Genomic DNA, 21,156 nt, shown 5'->3' with positions numbered 1-21,156 from the left:
TACTAGAACGCCGAGAGATATTCGCGCTGTTCCCACTCCGACAGTGCGGAAAGGTATCTCTGCCACTCGGCGCGTTTGAGCGTTGCCAGATAGCTGCGCAACGGATGGTTGCGAAACAACTCGCCGGTATCAAACGCTGCAATGGCCGCGCCTAAGTTGGCGGGCAGGGCTGGCGCATCGGTCTCATACGGACGTTCCACCGGCGCGGGCGGAACAAGCGCGCGGTCCAGTCCGGACAAACCGGAAAGGATCTGCGCCGCCATCACGTAATGTGGCGTCGCCGCCGGTTCGGGCACCCTGTTTTCGATCCGTGACGCCGCATCCCCCGGTTGGAACAACGCACGCAGCATAGCGCCTTTGTTGTCCCGTCCCCACTGAATGCGATCTGGGGCCAACTGGTGGGGCTGGTAACGTTTATAGCCATTCACGGTTGGTGTGGTGATAAGGCAGCATTCGGCGGCATGATCGAGTAGACCGGCAATCCAGGCCGAGGCGGTTGCACTCGGGGTATCGGTCTCTGGGGTAAAGAGATTGCGACCAGTTTCCCGGTCGACCAGAGACTGGTGCAAGTGCCAACCGCTCGCCGCGATATTGGGGGCGATCGGACGGCACATGAAACTGGCCAGCAGTCCTCGACGAGCGCAGACCTGCTTGGCCAGAGCGCGGAACATGACCATCGTCTCGGCGTGGGTCCAGGCAGGGGCAGGGTCGAATGTCACCTCGACCTGACTGGGGCCGAATTCGACCTCGATGGAACGTACCGGCATGCCCATCGCCTGTGCTGCTCGGCGAATTTCGTCCAATAGATCTTCCATCTCCGAGTAGAGCGTGTCGGTGAGCAACTGGTAGCCATGATTCAATGGCGCCGTGTGCGGGGGCGATCCCGGCATACCGCCGCCTTCGTGTGTGAGGGCAACGCCTGACTGAGCGAAGATATGAAACTCGACTTCCAGGCCGCAGACCATATCAATGCCCCTGTCGTGCAGGCGCGCGAGTGCGTCGCGCAATACCGTTCGCGGCGCGAAGGGGATGGCGGTCCCGTCCGACTGCACGACCTCGCACAGAACCCAGGCGGAATGCGGCGACCATGGCAGGCGGCGATAGGTGGAAAGGTCTGGCACCAAAAGGATATCGCCCGCGCCGGTCATGACGCCCGGACCGAACCCGGCATCCTCGTCCCAGACGGGGAAGGCGGTTCTGTGCGAGGTGTCCTTGAGCAGGAGCGAGGACGGCGCGGTCACACCGTTTCGGCACGCGCTTTCAGCGGCCGAGACTGTCAGTGCCTTGCCGCGAAGCAATCCATGCTGGTCCGAGAACAGGAAACGTACGGTCTCGATCCCGTCACCTTCGAGACGGGACAGGAACTCTCTGATTTCCGCCTCTTCGGGGCCTTGCACACCCAACCGGGCCAGCGTCCCGCTCATCCGCGCGCCCAGTCACAGCCCGCCCGGCGCTCGGCGTCGCGGGTGCGGTAGGTTTCCGTCCAGTCCCCACCTTCGCCGATTGCGTCGACTGAAACCGGGCCGGTTATCTGCCCGGTCGCGCCGTTCTGCATCTTGAGATCTGTGCCGTTCGCATCGACGGCCTCGATTGCTGCGCGCAGCATACGGCGGTACCGGATGATGCCGACATCGGTCTTGCCAAGATGCTCTTGCGTGCGGTCCTGAATGCGCCCCATGCTCTCGACCGCCCATTGATCGTGGACATTGATGTCAAGACCCATACCCGTATAGGTTTCGCTCGCCTGTTCTTCGGGATCGTAACCGTAGTTGTTACGCTTGTTCTTCAGCGGGGCGTAATCGGGCAATCGATGCTCTTTCAGGCGCTGTTCGCGCATCAGATCCTTGTTCACCGGGGCACCAAAGCTCGTGAACATCGAGTACCAGTAGCAGTTCTCGTCATCGATCGGGACATGCCACTGGGTAATTGTCATCTCGTTCGACATCGGGATACAAATCGCGGTCGGAAATATCTGGTTTGTCACCCGCACATGCGTGCGTCCATCGTCAAGATGGCGAAGCGCAATCAGGCGCATTCCATAATCGGTCTCCTCGACCTGAATTTCCGGGCGCGGGTATTCGCGCAGGAGTTGCGTCATCGGGATCTCGGTATTTGCCGCGCGGTCGCGGAATTGCTTGCCGTAGCCTTCACTGGGATCCTCGTCCTGAAGGAAACGATGCAGGAAGGACGCGTGGACCGGATCAATGCCGACTTCGAGTGCTTGTAGCCAGTTGCATTCCCACAGACCCTTGAAGGCAAAAACATGCGTGTCTGGTGCCGCAAAGCAATCAAGCGCGGGAAAGGGAGGAGGATCGCCTGGCCCCATATAGGCAAAGACAATTCCGTTTCGCTCTACCACGGGGTAACTTGCCGTGCGGATCTGCTCATGCATACGCGACCCGTCCGGCTCACCGGGTTGCTCAACGCACTGACCGGTACGGTCAAAGTGCCAGCCGTGGAACGGGCACCTGAGGCCGTTATCCTCGCGGCGGCCAAAGCAAAGGTCCGCTCCTCGATGAGGGCAGTGTCGACCGATAAGGCCCAGTTCTCCCTCGTTGTCGCGGAACAGAACCAGATCCTCGCCCAACAGACGCACCGGTATGACAGGTCGGTTGCCCGCCAATTCCTCGCTCAATGCAGCAGGCTGCCAATAGCGACGCAAGACCTTGCCCGCGCCATTTTCAGCACCAACCCGTGTGATCAGGTCATTGGCGTCTTTCGACATCATGGCGGCGCTCCTCCCCTTGTCGCCAAACGAAAAAGGTGCGAATAACGCACATTACGTGTAATAACGCGCGTTATTCGTGGCACGGGCGCCGAACTTGTGTCAAGCGAGGTGGTGGCTGATGATGGGAAAGGACATTTCGACGACCTTTGCCAAGGGGCTTTCCGTTCTGCGGGCGTTCGACGCGGAAAATGCGCGGCTCTCCTTCAGCGACATTGCACGCATTTGCGCCCTCGACCGCGCGGCCGCACGCCGGCTTGTTCTTACGCTTGAACATCTCGGTTACGTTCGAAGGTACGGTCGGGTCTTTGCCCTGACACCAAAAGTGATGGTGCTGGCCGGCGGGTTCCTGCAGTCGCATCAGTATGGAAAACGGGTACAGCCCGTTTTGGACGCCGCATCTGCTCGTATCGACACCCCGCTGTCGCTCGCCGTACTCGAAGAGACCGAGGCGCTTTACGTCGCTCAGGCCCGCATGGAACCCTCACGTGTCAGCTTCGGTTTCACCGTGGGCAGTCGTTTGCCGCTGTTACCGACGGCAATCGGCATGGCCCTACTGACAGGGTCGTCTGACGAGGACTTGAAGAAAATCATCGAACACTGCCTGCCTGAGTCTCGTGGTTCCGATACACCCAGCAGTCTTGATGAGGTTGTGCGGTGCGTGTCCGAGGCACGACAGAACGGATACGCTGTCACGCGTGGTTCCTTCGAACCGGGCGTCGCCGGGGTCGCGGTGCCGCTGGCTGGAGGCTCAGGGCCACCTTTCGCGCTGGGGACGTCGCTTGCACTTGCCACATTGACGCCCGAGCGCGAGGCGGCGATCGTTCAAGCGTTGCAAGACTGTGCAAGAGCCTTGGCCGACGGGGCAGGGTAAAGCGGGCCGCCTTCAACCCCGTTCTTGTTTCCGGAAACTGCTTGGGCTCATGCCGGTTGCCCGGTTGAACGCACGGGCGAAATTTGACGCGTCGGAGTAGCCGAGACTGCGCGCGATACTCTCCACCGAGTGCCCCGTGTTGATCAGGCATTTGCGCGCGTGGTCGATCCGTGCCCTTGTGATCTCGGTCGAAATGTCAGTCCCTTCGGCTGCTAGCAAGCGTGACAGTTTCCAGCGACTTACTCCTGCAACTCGCGCCGCCTCATCGGCGCTAAGACCCCCCTGGTCGATGTGCCGCGCAAGGACTGTCCGAAAACCGGAAAGGAACCCGGCCCCTTCCAACACCTCGCCCGTGTCATCTTCACCTTCAGCGATCCCACAAACCAGCCAGCTTGAGGGAAAGCGCAAGCGAAAGCCCTCGGAGCCTCCGGCGTTCTTTTGAATCGGGCCAAGGGTCGGAGGTAGCGCTTGCGGGTCGTTAACCGTTACCGCTACCTGTTCAAGTTGCACCAGAGGACCAAGCCCGGCTTGCAGAACCTTCAGTGCGATCGTCGCCATATAGGCATCGTTCTGCGCGGGGGGCAGCGGTGGGACGAAACTGTGCGACTCGCCGAGGCAACTGAATTCGGCCCGGGTTTCAAGGAATAGTTCTGCGGAGAGGGCGGTTTCATTCACGCGACCGATGAAGAATGTCAGGAAATCGCCAAAGGAATTCGCGCTTCGAAGTGCCGTCTGAACCGCCTGCCATTCTCCCGGTTGGCGCTTTTCGGCCACGGTCGCGGCAAAATGCGGGTCTGCTGCGTGGACCGCACAACTCTCAAGGAAGTGGTAGGCAGGCATGGCATGGACGACCGCCTGATCGTCAAACATTTCCGCCTCGTTCAGTCCCGCGGCGGCCAATGCACATTCAGGATCTATGCCACGCGCGCGAAGCTCCGCCACGAATGGGCGGAGAAGCGACAAGTGAATTTGTGGCATCGGAGTCTTGGGCAACAGTTATCCTTTGGTCCCGCCGAGCGTTCGGGACGACGAATTAATGCAGACTAACTGGCCGCTGTATAGGCTCTTGATGTCGAGTCGATACGCCGTTGGAGAAAAAGTTAACCTCACCGCCCAAAAAAGCATCAGTTTTTTGAGGTTAGCGGCCCAGTCCTGCCGGAATGCGCGTCGATATCGCGACCGAACGAATGAATTCCTCGCACTCATCGGGTGCGGTGATCGGAATCATGTGACCACGCCCGGGCAACTCCTCGTACCGAAGATTGTAATTTTTCATCGGCACGCCTTGCTGCGTCGGCAGGAGGATCGGATCCTCTGCTCCGAAAAGGACCGCGCCGGGTACTTCGAGGTCGCGGTAGCGCGGGGACTGCTGGTCGATACCGCCGGTTGCATGAACCACGTCCTCGGATGCGGTAATGAAGGCTTCGGGGCGCAATCCCAAGGCGCCACCGGCGCGCGTGAGAAAGTCCTCGGGCCATGGTTCCGGCGCAAAGACGGAGTTGAGAGTGACAGGCGCCGCCCGGCGCGCCGCCGGGACGGCCAATGTATGCCCGATCATCTTGCGGAGCCAGGGCTTGCGGATTTCGAGTGCCCTGAACGCAGGCGGTGTTGCCCCGACGGAGTGCGTGAGAGGCGCAATCAAGGCAAGGCCAGCTACGTCGCGCGGTCGGTCCAATGCCATTGCAAGCGAGACCGCGCCGCCGAGTGAATGACCGATCAGGACCCAGTCTCGGGCCTCCAATTGGTCCAAAGCCTCGCCGATCATACGCGCCTGCTCACTCAAGGTCGCGTGTTTCTCATCGTCACGTGTGGAAAAGCCACAGCCCGGCCTGTCGACGGCGATCACATGGTGATCTGTCGCGAGACGGTCTACCAATGCGTAGGTGAAGTGCTGCAGCTGCCCCGAAAGGCCATGGATCATGACAAGCGTCTGTTTCGCGGGATCGCCAGCTTCGACAAAGTGAATCTTGCCGCCGGAGACATCAACGCTCCGGCCCAGTGGCGGCATGAGTGTCTCTGCCTCGCGTGCCGCTCGCCGCGTCGTTAGCCAACCCCAAGCCAGCAAGGCTGCAATTGCCGCGACGACCAAGGCAAGAAGAATCAAAATGGTCTGCATCAAAGGCTCCGCACACAAGGCTTGTTTGTGGCGAAGCTACGACAGTGCCGGAACCAACCGCCAGTCTTTCCTGATCGTGGTCAGCTCAAACCCCACGAGATCACGACTTTTCGTTCAACGCAGACAAGTCGGGTGAGGGGAGTTTATCCAACAGGTCGAATACGTTTTGTCGCAGTTCCGGGCCGCACCAGTCTTGGGGAAAAAAAACTGGCGGCAAGTCGGGGTGGCGGAGGACAACGCGCCGCCAGCGATGGATTATCAAGGTTCTGAGCGTCGCAACCTGGTGCTGCGTTCCGTGCCAGCCTGGCGGGCGGCTGCGCAGCAGATCTGAGATGCTGGTATGTAAGTCTGCGCAGGCGGCAACCAATTCTGGTGGGCAGAGCCTTGCCTTGACCCAATCGGGTACGGCCCGCGCAGTGACTTCGAACGCCAACAAATCGTCGACGTCGGATGGAACGGGACCTTCGCCCAGAGCCGTGTTGCGGCCAAGGCTGGTGTAGCTTGCCGTAAGAAGCAGGTCGTCAAGCGTGTGAATGCCGGGTCCGTCTTCTGCAATCAGCAAATGCCATTGAGGAGCCACGTGCGGGGTTCTGGCATATATGCGCGGGGTGACCTGGGCCGATTGCGCGCGACCGAACGCCGTCAGATGATGGCTCGATACACGGCCCGAGCGGGTGCTGTCCAACCAGCCATCCTTGCGCAGCCTGTGCAGCGCGACCCGGATCGCTTCGGGCTTGATGCCCATCGGTTCGATAATGCGGGTCAGTGCCCCACCGGACAGCTCATCCCCGGGTTTTTGCGCCAGATCGCCAAAGAGCGACACGATCACCGACCAGACCCTCAGGTTCTGAGGATCCGCCAAGGTCGCAATCGCGGTGTCAAACCAGGGCTCTTTGCGCATAACGCCATTCTAAGGCGCAGTCATTCATATGAAAATCAGGTTTTCCCCGGAGCGGACGAAGAGCCCCGGGGAAGGCAGCTCTCAATAGGCATTCATCGTCAGCAGTTCGTACTCCGCGACCTTGTCCGCGTCTTGATTGGTTAGGGTGACGTGCCAGCGGACTTCACCGTACTCATCGGTTCGCGGAGTCTTTTTCTTGACCGTCAGGCGTACCTTGATGCTATCGCCCGCGCTCACCGGCTTCATGAATCGCAGCCCGTCAAGCCCGGTGTTGGCCAGGACCGGCCCCTCATTAGGCTCGACGAACAGGCCCGCTGCGAAAGACAGAAGAAGGTAACCATGGGCCACGCGACCGGGGAAGAACGGATTCCGTTTTGCCGCGTCATCATCCATATGGGCATAGAAGGTATCGCCGGTGAAATGGGCGAAGTGCTCGATATCGTCCAGCGTCACTTCGCGCGGGTCGGTATAGATCGTCTCGCCAATCGAAAGTTCGCCGAACTTTCGAGTGAACGGATGGGCCGGTCCTTCGATCTCCTTGGCGCCGGGTATCCAGGTGCCGCCGATCTGCGACAGCATCTCGGGGCTGCCCTGCACTGCTGTTCGCTGCATGTAGTGCTTTACACCGCGTACGCCGCCCAGTTCTTCGCCGCCGCCAGCGCGACCGGGTCCGCCATGCACCATATGCGGCAATGGCGAGCCATGACCGGTGGACTCTTTCATCGAGTCACGGTTGTTGATGTATATCCGGCCAAGCCACGCCCCGGCCCCCATGACCACGTCGCGGGCCACTGAGGGGTCGTGCGTGATGACCGAAGTCACCAGGGAGCCACCACCGCGATTGGCGATTGCGATCGCGTGATCCAGATCGCGATATCCCATAACAGTTGAGACCGGGCCAAAGGCTTCGGTGTCGTGGACACGCTCTGCCGTATCCGGGTCGGCGCAGTGGAATAGCATGGGCGGGACAAAGGCACCTTTTTCGGCATCGGCGCCTTGAACTTCGAAGCTCTCGGGGTTTCCGAACACGCGTTCGGCTTCCTGTGCGAGGATGTCCGCCTTTTCCAGCACATCCGCCTTTTGGCCATTCGATACGAGGGCACCCATGCGCGTTTCCTCGCGGCGGGGATCTCCAATCACGACCTTGGCCAGACGCGCCTTGAGCGCATCAAGAACCGCCTCCACTCGTGCTTCAGGTGCGATGATCCGACGGATAGCGGTGCATTTCTGACCCGCCTTGGCCGTCATCTCGCGGCTCACCTCTTTCACGAAGAGATCGAATTCGGGTGTTCCGGGCTCTGCGTCCGGGCCGAGGATCGACGCGTTGAGGCTGTCCTGTTCGGCGACAAAACGCACCGAATTGCGCAGCAGGTGCGGGTTCGACCGGAGTTTCAACGCGGTGTCGGCTGATCCGGTGAAACTGACGACATCCTGTGCCCCCAGCCGGTCAAGCATGTCGCCGATCCCACCGGATACGAGTTGCAGCGCGCCTTTGGGAAGGATGTCCGCCTCAAGCATGATACGAACCGCCAGCTCTGTTACATAGCAGCTGTTGGTTGCGGGCTTCACGATCGCAGGGACGCCGGCAAGCAGGGTGGGGGCCAATTTTTCCAGCATGCCCCAGACCGGGAAGTTGAACGCGTTGATGTGGACCGCGACTCCATGCAGCGGCGTGCACACGTGCTGACCAAGGAAGGTCCCGTTGCGCGACAGCTGTTCGACTTCGCCATCGAGGTAGACATGCCCATCGGGCATCTCGCGCCGCCCCTTGGAGGCGAAGACGAACATCGTGCCGATGCCGCCATCGATGTCGATCAGGTGATCGCTTTGCGTTGCTCCGGTATCGAAGCTGATGTCGTAGAGTTCCTGCTTGCGGGCGGTCAACGCCTGGGCCAGTGCTTTGAGCATGCGCGCGCGGTCATGGAAAGTCATCGCGCGCAGGGCAGGACCGCCCGTGACGCGGGCGTGGTCCAGCATCGCTGCCACGTCCAGCGCGGAATTGCCTGCGCTGGCCAATGGGTTTCCGGTGATGGCGGATGCGATCGTTCGCGCGCCCTCGCCCGGGGCGATCCATTCGCCTGCGGCGAAGCTTGAAATCTGAAGAAGGCTCATATCTGTTCCCTTTCTTCGGGGGTGTAAATCAATGGCCCATCGCGCCCATTTGCTCGGGCAGGTAAAGCACGATGACAGGGACAAGCACGATCAGAGCAAGACGCAGAATGTCCGCGACCCAGAACGGCGTGACACCGCGAAAGATCGTGCCCGTGGTCACGTCTCCCACCACGCCCTTCAGGATAAAGACGTTGAGGCCAACCGGGGGCGTGATCAGAGAGATTTCGGTCACCACCACGACAACGATGCCGAACCAGATCGGGTCGTATCCCAGCGACGTGACCAGCGGAAAAAAGATCGGCACGGTCAAAAGCAGCATCGACAGCGACTCGAACACACAGCCCAGGATGATGTAGATGCCAAGGATCATCAGGATAACGACGAACGGCTCGACATCATAGGCGGTAACCATCGCGATCAACGCTTCGGGCAGCCCGGCGATATTCACGAAGTTCGAGAAGATCTGCGCGCCGATCAACACGGCGAAGAGCGCCGAGGCCGTAAACGTCGTCTCTTTCAACACTTCGAAGGTAGATCCAAGGGTCAAACCACCGCGGAACAAAGCGATCAGGAAGGCACCTGCGGCACCCATGCCGGCGGCTTCGGTGGGCGAGAAGGTCAGGTTGAGCGGTTCGAAATCAAACGCGCCGTAAAGACCTCCGATCACGAGGAAGAACAGCAAGAGCACTGCCCAGACCGAACCAAGTGCGCTGAAACGTTCGGACCAACTCGCACGTTCGCCTGCCGGGCCCGCGTCGGGATTGCGCCAGACGGTCCAACGTACGGCGAAGAGGTAGAACAGGATGCCGAGCGCACCTGGAATGATGCCAGCCATGAACAGCTTGCCGATCGATGTCTCGGTCAGCAGGCCATAGATCACCAGGATCACGGATGGTGGGATCAGAATGCCCAGGGTGCCGCCGGCAGCGATCGAAGCGGTGGAAAGCTCGTCGGAATAGCCGTAGCGGCGCATTTGCGGCATCGCCACCTTGGACATGGTCGCAGCCGTGGCCAGCGACGACCCGCATATGGCCGAGAAGCCGCCGCAGGCTGCGACGGTCGCCATGGCGATGCCGCCGCGCATATGCCCGAGAAAGGCGTTGGACACGGCATAAAGCTCTCGCGCCATACCGCCCTTGTTAACGAAAAGGCCCATCAGGATGAACAAGGGCACAACCGACAGGCCGTAGTCCTGCGCGGTGTCCATGATCTGCCTGCCGACCATCGAAAGCGCGGCTTTCAGGCCGCGTTCGTCGAAGATCGACCCGCCGCGTTCGTAGGCGAAGCCGAAGGTTCCGACCAACCCCATCGCAAAGACGATGGGAAGCCGCATGAGGACAAGGACCAGGACGATTGCGAATCCGATCAGTGCAGCGGTCATTTCGAGGGCTCCGACAGGTATTGGGGTGCAAAGAGGTAGAGCAAGCCGGTCACGATCAGAGCGACGGCGCTGATGCCGACGGCAATCGTGATGAACCAGCCGACATAAAAGGTGGGAATGCCCAGATATTCGGTCACGTCACCGTAATCGCGCGCGCGATTGGATAGGACCCAGACGCGCTCGACCGGCCAGTAGAGCATCACGCCAGCCAGGATGTGAATAATCGCGTCGCGCAGTCGCGACAGACGAAATTTCTGAAAAAGACCGTCGGTCAGGTCTACGGCGATATGGCCGTTTGTGACCGATATGATCGGCAGGACAGAGAACACGAGAACGGCCATCAGGATCCGCGTCAATTCGGTCGCGGCCTCGATGGGGCTGTTGAATACCGAACGCAGGATCACGTCGCAGAAGGTCATGATCATCAGCACGAACAGGGCCAGGCACGCAACCAGCACAGGAATAAGCGAGATGCGGCGGGCCAGATGGATCAGCGCAGACATGCGGGCTCCTCTCCGGACTTGCAAAAAGGTGGCCGACGCCATCGCGCGTCGGCCACCGTGTAGGGGGATCAGTAGGCGGCCATTTCCGACTTGATCATGTCATAGGCCGCTTGCGCATCCACGCCTGCGGCTGCCAGTTCTTCAAGAACTGTCGCGCGCACTTCCTCGGCAATCGCCATGAAGGCCTTCTGGTCAGCCTCGGACGCGGCATTGATCGCGTTGCCTTCGGTGGCTTCGGTTTCCGCGCGGCCCGCCTGGTCGATCTCGTCCCAGATTTTGCCGATTTCGCGGCTGAGCGGTTCGCCAAAGACTTCTTCTTCCAGCACCTTCTGGATGTCGGCCGGAAGGTCGGCAAAGATGTCTTCATTCATGATGAAGGCAAAAGAACCACGATAGAGCCCACCGGGCATCTCGTACACGTTCTGCGCAACCTCGGTCAGCTTGAAGCCCTTGCGCGATTCCATTGGCATGACGACACCGTCGGCAGCCTTGGACGCCAGTGTTTCATAAACCTTGGGGGCGGGCACCTGGATGCCGGTTGCGCCGAGCGCTGCGCCAACATCGCCGCCGACGCCGCCCGGAATGCGCAGCTTGAGACCCGAAACTGCGTCTATGGTCTCAACCGGCTCAGAAGTATGCATCTGCGCCGGACCATGCGTATGAAGCGCGATCAGCTTGACGCCGCGATGCTCTTCCGCGTCCTTCAAGTACTTCTCATATGCGCGCCAGTAAGCAACCGAAGCGGCCTCGGCCGAACCTTCGTAGCCAGGAAGTTCGATCAGCTTCGAAGTTGTAAAGCGACCGGCCTGGTATCCGTGAAAAATGATCGATGCGTCGGCGGCACCGTCCATCACGAGGTCCATCTGTGCCGGTGGCGGGGCGATGCCCAGCTTCAGTTCGGTGGTGACGCGGCCGTCTGTGGCCTCTTCTACCATTTCCGTGAACTTGGGCCACATCAGGGCGTTGATGCCGTGGGTCGGCGGCGCCCAGCTGGAGATAATCAGCGTGTGTTCGGCGGCGAATGCGGCAACGCCAGAGACGGCAAATGCAGCCGAGGCGAGAAGAGTGGAGATTGCGCCAAGCTTGGCCATTGAAATTCCTCCCTGGGAATGGTCGCGGATGTCAGGGCGGCTAATGGTTGGATTTGTAACCATCAACCACGATTGCATGTCTCGATCGATTTTCGTGAAGCCGTGAGAAGGGTTCGCAGCAGCGGCAAACGCCCGCTCCTCTGTCGCGCCGTCGCATGTGATTTCTTCCCCCCTGCGGCTTGCAGATTCGAAAACCGTGAGGAATTTATTGACCAACCGTTCGGTTTATGCAAGGGTTTTGTCGAAACAACTGCAAAGCGGGTTGGCGATGAGTGATACGATTCTTGCGCAGAACCATGGAAATTGGGTGGAAATTACGCTGAACCGCCCTGATCGCCTCAACAGTTTCACCGAAGAGATGCATCACGCCCTGCGGTCTGAAATTGAAAGGGCCCGTGACGCCGGTGCGCGCGCCATCCTTTTGACGGGGGCAGGGCGAGGGTTTTGTGCCGGGCAGGATCTGGGTGACCGTGATCCGCGCAAGATGTCCGGCCCGCCCGATTTGGGGAATACCGTGCGGACCTTCTATGCGCCCTTGGTGCGCCTGATCCGCTCTTTGGAGTTTCCCGTGATCTGCGCCGTCAACGGAGTGGCCGCTGGTGCGGGCGCCAACATCGCGCTTGCCTGCGACATGGTGCTGGCGGGGGAGAGTGCGAAGTTCATTCAATCCTTCTCAAAAGTCGGGTTGATTCCCGACACCGGTGGGTCCTGGCACCTGCCACGCCTTTTGGGTGAGGCGCGTGCCAAGGGGCTGGCCTTCACGGCCGAGCCTTTGCCGGCGCGCAAGGCCGAAGAATGGGGCCTGATCTGGAAGGCATTGCCTGACGATGAACTCATGCCCGAGGCGCGACGACTTGCCGAGCAGTTGGGCAATGGCCCAACCCTTGGGCTGGCGTTGAGCAAGCAGGCGATTCAAGCAGCGGCCTTTGATACGCTCAGCGATCATCTGGAGCTTGAGGCGGACGCGATGAAAAAATGCGGGGAAAGCGCAGATTACGCCGAGGGCGTGGCTGCTTTCCTCGAAAAGCGCGCACCGAAGTTCGAGGGACGCTAGGCATGACACCGCAGGAACGCGCCGAACGTTCGGCACAGGCTATGTGGGCAGGAGACCAGGCGTCGAAATGGGCGGGCATGGAAATCATCCGCGTGGACGAAGGTGAGGCCGTTCTGGAAATGACTGTCGAAGACCATCACTGCAACGGGCATGCGATTTGTCATGGTGGTGTAATCTTCATGCTGGCTGACAGCGCTTTTGCCTTTGCCTGCAATAGCAGGAATCAGTCCACGGTCGCGCAGCACAACGTCGTCAGCTTTATCGCGCCTGGGCAAAAGGGTGACCGCCTTACCGCGACGGCTCGCGAGATCAGCCTGACCGGGCGCAGCGGAATATACGATATACAAGTGACCAACCAGGACGGCCGCCAGATCGCCGAAATGCGGGGTTTCTCCCGTGCGATCAAGGGTGGCCTGTTCGACGAGAATTAAGGCGAGGAGGACGCCATGGAAGATCTGAGCCCGAAGCGAGAAGAACTGGACCCGATCGAGATCGCCTCGATCGACGAGATTCGCGCGCTGCAACTGGAGCGTTTGAAATGGTCTTTGCGCCATGCCTATGAAAACGTTCCGATGTACAAGTCGCGTTTTGACGAGGCGGGCGTGCATCCCGACGACTTGCAGGAGCTGGCGGACCTCGCCAAGTTCCCATTCACATACAAGAACGATCTGCGCGACAATTACCCGTTCGGACTATTTGCCGTGCCGCGCAATCAGATCATCCGGCTGCATGCCTCCTCCGGTACGACGGGGAAACCAACGGTCGTGGGTTACACCCAAAACGACATCGACAACTGGGCCGATCTGGTCGCCCGCTCATTGCGTGCGGCAGGTTTGCGCAAGGGCGACATGGTGCATAACGCCTATGGCTATGGCCTTTTTACCGGCGGTCTTGGTGCGCATTACGGTATCGAAAGGCTGGGCGCGACAGTCGTGCCCATGTCGGGCGGACAAACAGAAAAGCAAGTCGGCCTGATAACCGATTTTGCGCCCGACGGCATCATGGTGACGCCGTCCTACATGCTCAACATCCTCGAGCAGTATCACAAGGTGGGACTCGACCCGCGCGAAAGCTCGCTCAAGGTCGGTGTTTTCGGTGCCGAGCCGTGGACCGACGCGATGCGCAAGGAAGTCGAGCAGGCTTTCGACATGCATGCCGTCGATATCTATGGCCTGTCCGAGATCATGGGGCCGGGCGTCGCAAATGAATGCGTCGAAACCAAGGATGGCCCTGTCATCTGGGAAGACCACTTCCTGCCAGAGATCATCGACCCGCAGACCGGAGAGGTGCTTCCAGATGGCGAGATGGGCGAGTTGGTCTTTACCACGCTGACCAAGGAAGGCCTGCCGATGGTGCGATACCGCACTCGCGATCTGACCCGGCTGTTGCCGGGTACGGCACGATCCATGCGTCGAATGGAGAAGATAACGGGCCGCAGCGACGACATGATCATTCTGCGCGGCGTGAATGTCTTTCCGTCCCAGATCGAAGAGCAGGTCGTGGCGACAGGCGGTCTTTCAGCACATTACCAGATTGAACTTTACAAGGCCGGTCGGATGGACGCGATGCGCGTCTATGTCGAGGCCGAGGCGGATGCAACCGACGAGTTGAGCAAGACGGCTGCCGCACGGATGCTGACCAAGCGGATAAAGGATATCGTCGGCGTGTCGACAGAAATCGTGGTCGGTGAACCCGGCGAGGTCGAGCGCAGCCAGGGCAAGGCCAAGCGCGTCGTAGACAACCGGGACAAGGGGTGAGACTTGGCCAGGACCATCGCAAAGGACCATGACCAGAAGCGCGCACAGATCCTCAAATCTGCTGCGCGTGTCTTTGCACGCGAAGGATTCGATCGTGCCTCGATGACACAGCTGGCCCGGGAATGCGGGATATCCAAGGCGAATATCTACCACTACTACGACAGCAAGGATGCGATCCTGTTCGACATCCTTGACACTTATCTAAGCGATCTGCGGGATCTGGTCTGCGGGATCTCGCTTGATGGATTGTCGCCCGAAGAGCGTCTGCACCGCGTGGTGGCGGCAATCCTGCTGGCCTATGAAGGCGTTGACGACGAACACCGCGTCCAAACGAGTGGCATGTCAGCCCTGCCGGTCGAACAGCAGCGCCTGTTGCGGGCGTATCAACGCGACATGATTGATTTTGTCAGTCGCATTATTCAAGAGAATGCGCCCGATGTGCTGGCGGATGACCCGGTCAAGCTCAGGGCGGCGACCATGTCGGTCTTTGGCATGTTGAACTGGTATTATATGTGGAATCCTGGGGCCGACAGCGCAGCGCGACAGGAATACGCACAATTGGTAAGCCGCCTTACACTGCACGGCGTCCAGAAAATCTAATGGAGACGCCTCAGCGCGTGCAGCCCTTCGGGCCATGACCGCGCACAGCGAACAAGCTTGAGAGTGGCTGCTCGCCGTTAACAGCTAGGCAGGATACTCGCGCCAAGTCTTGTATCCTGCCCAGTTTCTTAAGTTAGTCCGGAGAAACGCCCAGCTGTTCGAGTACCGCTCGCGCCTCGGCTTCCCAGCGAGCGCGCAGGTCGGCATTGGTGCTCCGGCGCAGCCCGATTTCCCGCAGGCTCTCGAACTTGGCCGATTCCGCCTTGCCAAAGCTTTCGGCCACGCGCGGCCACCAGTAGCGTGCGGAGGCTTGCAGCGCTTCTGTTTGCCCCTCGGCTTTCAGTTTTGTGGCTCCTTCCAGTGCCAGCTCGGCGTGATGCGCTTCGATCGGCGCGATGGCGCGGAATGCCTCGGCGAGCGGCTGGTAGGATACCATGGCGAACTCGGAAAGCTGCACGGTCACTGCGCGGCCCATCAGCAGGTTCATCATCACTGCATCCGCCCACCCTTCGAGCGGGTAGTTGAACACCGCAAGCCGCATGTCATGCTCGCTGCGGGTGCTGCCCAATTCGGCGTCGCGTTCAACACGTTGGGTCCAGGGGTGGTGCGTGACGTAGCGCGCTGTATCTGCCCCGAACTCGCCCATGATTTTCAGAACACGGTCGGCGTTGTCCGTCTTCTCCAGAACGATCTTGGCCGCGGCGATCCTCTCCTTGATGCCGGGACCCTCGTTGATCACGTCCGCAAATCCAGCTGCCCCGGCCAGTTCGCTGTCCACGAAGGTAGCCATCAGCTTGAGCAGTTCGGCGCGGTAGCGCGGAGGCACGTTCGTCGGGCTGGTCAGAACCCCACCCTGCGAAAGATAGCTCGCGATCGTCATATCTTCTGCCATGTCCTTCCCTCCCTTACTGGTCGTAATCGACCACGACGGTATCGGTCAGCGGGTAGGCCTGGCAGCTGAGCACATAGCCTTTCTCGACCTCGTAATCCTCGAGCGCGTGGTTCGCCACCATCTCGACCTCGCCTTCCAGAACGCGGCATCGGCAGGTGGAGCACACCCCGGCCTTGCAGGCATAAGGCGCGTCCAACGCGTTCTCCAATGCCGCGTCAAGGATCGAGAGATCCTTTGGCATGTCGATGCTTCGGGTGGAGCCATCAAGGGTAATCTGAGCGCGTGCCTGGTTCGCACTGCTGGCCGCGTCAGCAGCAACCGCCTTGCGTTTGGCCCGACCGGGTTGGGCGCTGGCAAAAAGCTCGAACTTGATCTGGTTTTCGCTCAGCCCGTGTTCGCGAAGAGCGGCAGCGATGCCCAGCATCATCGGCTCCGGGCCACAGATGAACGCAGTGTCGACAGCTTTTATGTCAATCCAGCGCTCGAAGAGTTCTGCACATTTCTCTTGCGTTACCAAGCCCGTGAAAAGGTCGATTTCTTCCCCGGCCTCCAGCACGTGGATGATCGTCAACCGCCCCATGTAGAGGTTCTTGAGGTCTTCCAGTTCCTCGCGGAACATGATCGTGTTCACGCCCTTGTTCGCGTAGACCAAGGTGAACTCGGAGCGCGGTTCGCGCGCCAGAACGGTCTTGAGGATCGACAGGACGGGGGTGATACCCGAGCCGCCCGCAAAGCCAAGATAGGATTTCGCGACGGCGGGTTCGATTGCAGTGTGAAAGCTCCCCATCGGTGCCATGGCCTGAAGGGTGTCGCCTGCTTTCAACTCGCTGTTGGCCCAGGTCGAGAACGCGCCGCCTTCGACACGCTTGATACCAACCTGCAAGACACCATCGTCCTTGCCTGCACAAATCGAATAGGAACGACGCAGTTCCTCTCCGTCGAAGGCGCGTCGGAACGTCAGGTACTGGCCTTGGGTGAAATCGAATTCCGCTTCTGCTTCAGGCGCTGGTTTGAGGGTAACCACCACGGCATCGCGGATGGTTTTTTGCACGTCGGTGACGGTCAGATCGTGAAATCGTGCCATCCGGTCTGTCTCCTTGTATTCGGGCTCAGATGCACTTGAAATAATCGAATGGTTCCAGGCAGTCCTTGCAGCGCCAATGCGCCTTACACGGGGTAGAGCCGAACTGGCTCACCTTTTCGACCGCCTTGGATCCGCAATGGGGGCACTTCTCGGGCCCACCAGCAGCCTGGGGAGGGGCGATGCCATATTCCTCCAGCCTTGCGCGACCCTTTTCCGACAACCAGTCGGTCGTCCAGGCCGGGGCGATACGGGTCTGCAGCTTGATCTTGTCAACGCCGTGATCACGCAGGGCCGTCTCGATATCCATCGAGATTACCGAGGTCGCAGGGCAGCCGGAGTATGTCGGCGTGACGGATACGACGAGCATGTCGTCCTGCCACTCGACCTCGCGGACGATGCCCAAATCCACGACCGAGATGACCGGGATCTCGGGGTCGGGAACGGCATCCAGCCATTCCCAGACCTGTTCCACGCTTGGCTGAGGCATGGCCGGTTACCAGCTTGCGCCGGGATAGGCGCGTTGCAACCACTGCATCTGCGTCAAAAGATGCCCGAGATGCTCGGTATGCATTTGACCGGTCCGTCCGCCCTTATGCGCGAAACGGCTTTTCGGCAGCGTCAGCGTGGCTTCGTCGAGCACGCGGCCGACCAGCGCGTCATACTCTTCCCTCAAGCCGCTTGGGTCCGGCGCGATCCCAGCAGCCGCCATCTCGGCATCTACATCGTCACTTGCGAACAGCTCGCCGACATAGGGATAGAGGTAGTCGAGCGCGTCCTGCATACGCTGGTGACTTTCATCGGTGCCATCGCCAAGACCGACCACGGTGTCGCCAGAGCGTTCGAGGTGATAGGCGACCTCTTTCGACGCCTTCGCCGCGATCGCGGCGACTCGTTCGTCCGAGGAAGTCATCAGCCGGCCCAGCATGATCGAATGCCAAGCGTCGAACAGGAACTGGCGCATGATCGTCTGCCCGAAATCGCCATTCGGCATTTCGCAAAGCAGCGCGTTGCGAAAGTCCCACACGTCGCGCAGAAATGCTAGGTCATCGGCGCTCTTGCCTTCGCCCTGCACCTCACCTGCGAGGCCCAACCACATCTGGGTCTGGCCAATCAGGTCCAGTGCCGTATTTGCAAGTGCGATGTCCTCTTCGAGGACCGGAGCATGGCCGCACCATTCCGACACGCGGTGGCCGAGGATCAGAGTGTTGTCCCCCATCCGCAGCAAGAACTGAAAGAAAGCTTCGTCACGGGTCATTACATGGCCCCCACTTCTTCGGGTATGTCGAAGAAAGTCGGATGGCGATACACCTTGGACTCCGAGGGTTCGTAGAGCGGCCCCTTGTCCGAGGGTGAGCTTGCCGCGATGTGACGCGCTTCAACCACCCAAATGCTGACGCCTTCGTTGCGGCGCGTATAAACGTCGCGCGCGTTCTTGATTGCCATATCCGCATCCGGCGCGTGGAGCGAGCCGACATGTCGGTGGCTCATCCCGTGTTGGCCACGGATGAAGATTTCCCACAACGGCCATTCGTTCTTGGCGCGGGGTTCGTTTTCTACCTGGGGCAGGGTGCCCGGTGTGACGGAACTCATGATCTCTTCCCTTTCCTCGGTTCTTTGCCCGGGTCTGCGGGCACAGCTTCCTTGTTTGGCCGGGGCGGAAACGCCCGACCAGTATTTTCACGTCGCGGCGGCGACGGTCTGAGTTACTCGGCTGCGACCTTTACAGCGGCTTTCTTCCGGGCATGCGCCAAGAGGCCGTCGCGGACCCATTTGCCATCGTTCCAAGCCTTGTTGCGTGCGGCCATGCGATCCTTGTTGCAAGGGCCGTTGCCCTTGAGCACGTCAAAGAACTCGGACCAGTCCGGCTCCGAGAAGTCGTAATGTCCGCGTTCCTCGTTCCACTTCAGGTCCGGATCGGGAACTGTCAGGCCGAGGTATTCGGCCTGAGGCACGGTCTGGTCAACGAATTTCTGGCGCAGCTCGTCATTCGTATTGATCTTGATCTTCCATGCCATCGACTGTGCCGAGTGGACCGATTCCTTGTCCGACGGGCCGAACATCATCAGCGACGGGTACCAGAAGCGGTTCAACGCATCCTGGGCCATCTTCTTCTGTTCGGGCGTTCCTTCGGCCATGCGGCGTATGGCGTCATAGCCTTGGCGCTGGTGAAAGCTCTCTTCCTTGCAGATGCGGATCATCGCGCGGGAATAGGGACCGTAGGAGGTACGCTGAAGCGGCACCTGGTTCATGATCGCCGCGCCATCGACCAGCCAGCCGACAGCGCCGATATCCGCCCAGTTCAACGTCGGATAGTTGAAGATGGAGGAATATTTCATCCGACCGTCGAGCAGCATTTCGGTCAGCTCGTCGCGGCTCACGCCCAGTGTTTCAGCGGCACAGTAGAGGTAAAGGCCATGCCCTGCCTCGTCCTGCACCTTGGCCAGCAGGATCGCCTTGCGCTCCAGCGTGGGGGCGCGGGTGATCCAGTTGCCCTCGGGCAACTGGCCGACGATCTCGGAATGCGCGTGCTGGCCGATCTGGCGGATCAGGGTCGCCCGGTAGTCTTCGGGCATCCAGTCCTTGGGTTCGATCTTGATATCGTTGTCGATCTTGTCCTGAAACGCGAGTTCCTGCTCGGTCATCTCCTCGCGGGATTTCACGCCGGTTCCGGCCGTCTTGATCATCTGTGCATACATTCGGGCTCTCCTCCCTTACACACGTTCCAGGATCAGGGCCGCGCCCTGACCAACTCCGACGCACATGGTGCACAGCGCATAACGCCCACCTGTGCGCTTCAACTGATAGGCGGCAGTCATCACCAGCCGTGCCCCCGACATTCCCAACGGATGGCCGATCGCGATGGCACCTCCGTTAGGATTAACATGGGGCGCATCCTCTGCCACACCAAGTTCACGCAGAGTGGCAATGCCCTGGCTTGCGAAGGCTTCGTTCAACTCTATCACATCCATCTGGTCGATGGTGAGTCCCGCGCGTTCCAGCGCCTTGCGGCTGGCAGGGACCGGGCCAATGCCCATGATCCGCGGCGCGACGCCTGCAACCGACATGCCGACGATCCGAGCCATCGGAGTCAGGCTGTTCTTCCGGGCGGCAGCCTCGTTGGCGATGAGCAGCGCGGCAGCGCCGTCATTCACGCCCGACGCATTGCCTGCGGTCACGCTCTTGTCTGGGCCGTTTACGCCCTTGAGACCGGAGAGCTTTTCCGCTGTGGTGCCGGGACGAGGATGCTCATCCGTATCGACGACGATGGCATCGCCTTTGCGCTGCGGAATGGTGACAGGGGTGATTTCTTCGTTGAAGACGCCTGCCTCATGCGCGGCTGCCCAACGAGCCTGACTGCGTGCGGCAAAGGCATCCTGATCTTCTCGCGAAATCTGGTAATCCTGCGCAACGTTGTCCGCAGTCTCCGGCATCGAGTCGGTGCCGTACATCTCTTTCATCTTGGGATTGACGAAGCGCCAGCCGATCGTGGTGTCATAGACTGCATTGGCACGGGTAAAGGCACTTGTCGCCTTCGGCATGACGAACGGCGCGCGGCTCATGCTTTCCACGCCACCTGCAATCGCGATGTCGTAATCGCCTGCCTTGATCGCCCGCGATACCATGCCCACAGCGTCCATTCCGCTCGCGCAGAGACGGTTGATCGTGGTGCCGGGCACTTCGATCGGCAGGCCGGCCAAGAGCGCGGCCATGCGGGCGACGTTGCGATTGCTTTCGCCTGCCTGGTTTGCGTCGCCATAGACCACGTCGTCGATGGCTGACCAGTCGACATTGGGATTCCGTTCGACCAATGCAGCGATCGGAATCGCAGCCAGATCATCGGTGCGCACCTGGCTCAGGGCGCCGCCATAGCGCCCGATAGGTGTACGGATGCCGTCGCAGATGAATGCGTCCATGCGGATGAAACTCCCTTCCCTTCAGTCACGATTAGGTGACCGCATGGTCGGGTAATAGGTGCAAAAACGATTCGCGGCAAGTTAAATGTAACGAGAGGCGGGCCTCGGTCGAAATTCCGTAACATATCCGGCCAACATCAGGAGCGTCAGCC

At 60.2% G+C, this 21,156-nt stretch carries 21 protein-coding genes; 5 read left to right on the top strand and 16 right to left on the bottom strand.

Features of this window, described 5'->3' with window-relative positions; all coding sequences use genetic code 11:
* Positions 1 to 2: 2 nt before the first annotated feature.
* A complete protein-coding gene (locus ACFORG_RS10195; protein WP_386735319.1) occupies positions 3 to 1,424 on the bottom strand; it encodes a glutamine synthetase family protein in 1,422 nt (473 codons plus the stop codon).
* Positions 1,421 to 2,728, bottom strand: coding sequence for a Rieske 2Fe-2S domain-containing protein (locus ACFORG_RS10190; RefSeq protein ID WP_386735318.1), 1,308 nt, complete (start codon positions 2,726 to 2,728; stop codon positions 1,421 to 1,423). The genes ACFORG_RS10195 and ACFORG_RS10190 overlap by 4 nt, the downstream gene beginning before the upstream one ends.
* Positions 2,729 to 2,846: 118 nt before the next feature.
* Here ACFORG_RS10190 and ACFORG_RS10185 point away from each other — a divergent pair, with 118 nt between their 5' ends.
* A complete protein-coding gene (locus tag ACFORG_RS10185) occupies positions 2,847 to 3,599 on the top strand; it encodes an IclR family transcriptional regulator (RefSeq protein WP_386735317.1) in 753 nt (250 codons plus the stop codon).
* Positions 3,600 to 3,611: 12 nt separating this feature from the next.
* Here the strand turns inward: ACFORG_RS10185 and ACFORG_RS10180 are convergent, their stop codons facing one another.
* The 7 genes from ACFORG_RS10180 to ACFORG_RS10150 form a co-directional block, all read right to left on the bottom strand.
* A complete protein-coding gene (locus tag ACFORG_RS10180) occupies positions 3,612 to 4,577 on the bottom strand; it encodes an AraC family transcriptional regulator (protein WP_386735814.1) in 966 nt (321 codons plus the stop codon).
* Between the two features lie 160 nt (positions 4,578 to 4,737).
* Positions 4,738 to 5,715 (bottom strand): alpha/beta fold hydrolase, encoded by a 978-nt coding sequence (locus ACFORG_RS10175; RefSeq protein ID WP_386735316.1) that lies wholly within the window; start codon positions 5,713 to 5,715, stop codon positions 4,738 to 4,740.
* A 100-nt stretch (positions 5,716 to 5,815) separates the two neighbouring features.
* The gene (locus ACFORG_RS10170; RefSeq protein ID WP_386735315.1) at positions 5,816 to 6,616 is read right to left on the bottom strand and encodes a PaaX family transcriptional regulator C-terminal domain-containing protein; all 801 of its coding nucleotides are present in this window, start codon (positions 6,614 to 6,616) and stop codon (positions 5,816 to 5,818) included.
* Positions 6,617 to 6,697: 81 nt separating this feature from the next.
* A complete protein-coding gene (paaZ, locus tag ACFORG_RS10165) occupies positions 6,698 to 8,728 on the bottom strand; it encodes a phenylacetic acid degradation bifunctional protein PaaZ (protein ID WP_386735314.1) in 2,031 nt (676 codons plus the stop codon).
* Between the two features lie 28 nt (positions 8,729 to 8,756).
* A complete protein-coding gene (locus tag ACFORG_RS10160; protein WP_386735313.1) occupies positions 8,757 to 10,109 on the bottom strand; it encodes a TRAP transporter large permease in 1,353 nt (450 codons plus the stop codon).
* A complete protein-coding gene (locus ACFORG_RS10155; protein ID WP_386735312.1) occupies positions 10,106 to 10,612 on the bottom strand; it encodes a TRAP transporter small permease in 507 nt (168 codons plus the stop codon). Before ACFORG_RS10155 ends, ACFORG_RS10160 begins: the two co-directional genes overlap by 4 nt.
* Before the next feature lie 68 nt (positions 10,613 to 10,680).
* Positions 10,681 to 11,703: a TRAP transporter substrate-binding protein gene (locus ACFORG_RS10150; RefSeq protein WP_386735311.1), complete on the bottom strand. Its 1,023-nt coding sequence runs from the start codon at positions 11,701 to 11,703 to the stop codon at positions 10,681 to 10,683.
* A 268-nt stretch (positions 11,704 to 11,971) separates the two neighbouring features.
* Between ACFORG_RS10150 and paaG the strand changes: the two genes are divergently transcribed.
* From paaG to ACFORG_RS10130, 4 genes are read left to right on the top strand one after another with little or no spacing between them, the layout of a single operon-like run.
* Positions 11,972 to 12,757, top strand: a complete 786-nt coding sequence (gene paaG / locus ACFORG_RS10145; protein ID WP_386735310.1) for a 2-(1,2-epoxy-1,2-dihydrophenyl)acetyl-CoA isomerase PaaG — start codon at positions 11,972 to 11,974, stop codon at positions 12,755 to 12,757.
* Positions 12,758 to 12,759: 2 nt separating this feature from the next.
* Positions 12,760 to 13,188, top strand: a complete 429-nt coding sequence (gene paaI, locus ACFORG_RS10140; protein ID WP_386735309.1) for a hydroxyphenylacetyl-CoA thioesterase PaaI — start codon at positions 12,760 to 12,762, stop codon at positions 13,186 to 13,188.
* 15 nt (positions 13,189 to 13,203) lie between these two features.
* Positions 13,204 to 14,514 (top strand): phenylacetate--CoA ligase PaaK, encoded by a 1,311-nt coding sequence (paaK, locus tag ACFORG_RS10135; RefSeq protein ID WP_386735308.1) that lies wholly within the window; start codon positions 13,204 to 13,206, stop codon positions 14,512 to 14,514.
* A 3-nt stretch (positions 14,515 to 14,517) separates the two neighbouring features.
* Positions 14,518 to 15,114, top strand: coding sequence for a TetR/AcrR family transcriptional regulator (locus tag ACFORG_RS10130; protein WP_386735307.1), 597 nt, complete (start codon positions 14,518 to 14,520; stop codon positions 15,112 to 15,114).
* Between the two features lie 133 nt (positions 15,115 to 15,247).
* Here the strand turns inward: ACFORG_RS10130 and ACFORG_RS10125 are convergent, their stop codons facing one another.
* The 7 genes from ACFORG_RS10125 to pcaF all read right to left on the bottom strand — a co-directional run bounded on the left by ACFORG_RS10125 (position 15,248) and on the right by pcaF (position 21,004).
* Positions 15,248 to 16,006 carry a Phenylacetic acid catabolic protein gene (locus ACFORG_RS10125; RefSeq protein ID WP_386735306.1) on the bottom strand — a complete coding sequence of 253 codons (759 nt, stop codon included), beginning with the start codon at positions 16,004 to 16,006 and terminating at the stop codon, positions 15,248 to 15,250.
* A gap of 13 nt (positions 16,007 to 16,019) precedes the next feature.
* Positions 16,020 to 17,090 carry a 2Fe-2S iron-sulfur cluster-binding protein gene (locus ACFORG_RS10120; protein WP_386735305.1) on the bottom strand — a complete coding sequence of 357 codons (1,071 nt, stop codon included), beginning with the start codon at positions 17,088 to 17,090 and terminating at the stop codon, positions 16,020 to 16,022.
* A gap of 25 nt (positions 17,091 to 17,115) precedes the next feature.
* Complete coding sequence (paaD, locus tag ACFORG_RS10115) at positions 17,116 to 17,577, bottom strand: 1,2-phenylacetyl-CoA epoxidase subunit PaaD (RefSeq protein WP_386735304.1); 462 nt, start codon at positions 17,575 to 17,577, stop codon at positions 17,116 to 17,118.
* Positions 17,578 to 17,583: 6 nt separating this feature from the next.
* Complete coding sequence (paaC, locus tag ACFORG_RS10110; protein WP_386735303.1) at positions 17,584 to 18,345, bottom strand: 1,2-phenylacetyl-CoA epoxidase subunit PaaC; 762 nt, start codon at positions 18,343 to 18,345, stop codon at positions 17,584 to 17,586.
* Complete coding sequence (gene paaB, locus ACFORG_RS10105; RefSeq protein WP_386735302.1) at positions 18,345 to 18,680, bottom strand: 1,2-phenylacetyl-CoA epoxidase subunit PaaB; 336 nt, start codon at positions 18,678 to 18,680, stop codon at positions 18,345 to 18,347. Before paaB ends, paaC begins: the two co-directional genes overlap by 1 nt.
* A 113-nt stretch (positions 18,681 to 18,793) precedes the next feature.
* Positions 18,794 to 19,786: a 1,2-phenylacetyl-CoA epoxidase subunit PaaA gene (gene paaA, locus ACFORG_RS10100; RefSeq protein WP_386735301.1), complete on the bottom strand. Its 993-nt coding sequence runs from the start codon at positions 19,784 to 19,786 to the stop codon at positions 18,794 to 18,796.
* 15 nt (positions 19,787 to 19,801) lie between these two features.
* The gene (pcaF, locus tag ACFORG_RS10095) at positions 19,802 to 21,004 is read right to left on the bottom strand and encodes a 3-oxoadipyl-CoA thiolase (protein ID WP_386735300.1); all 1,203 of its coding nucleotides are present in this window, start codon (positions 21,002 to 21,004) and stop codon (positions 19,802 to 19,804) included.
* Between the last annotated feature and the right edge of the window lie 152 nt (positions 21,005 to 21,156).

This window comes from Lutimaribacter marinistellae (genome assembly GCF_042648365.1).
Lineage (GTDB): Bacteria > Pseudomonadota > Alphaproteobacteria > Rhodobacterales > Rhodobacteraceae > Lutimaribacter_A > Lutimaribacter_A marinistellae.
Note: the sequence above shows the minus strand (reverse complement) of the source record. Positions and strands in the feature narration are given on the sequence as shown.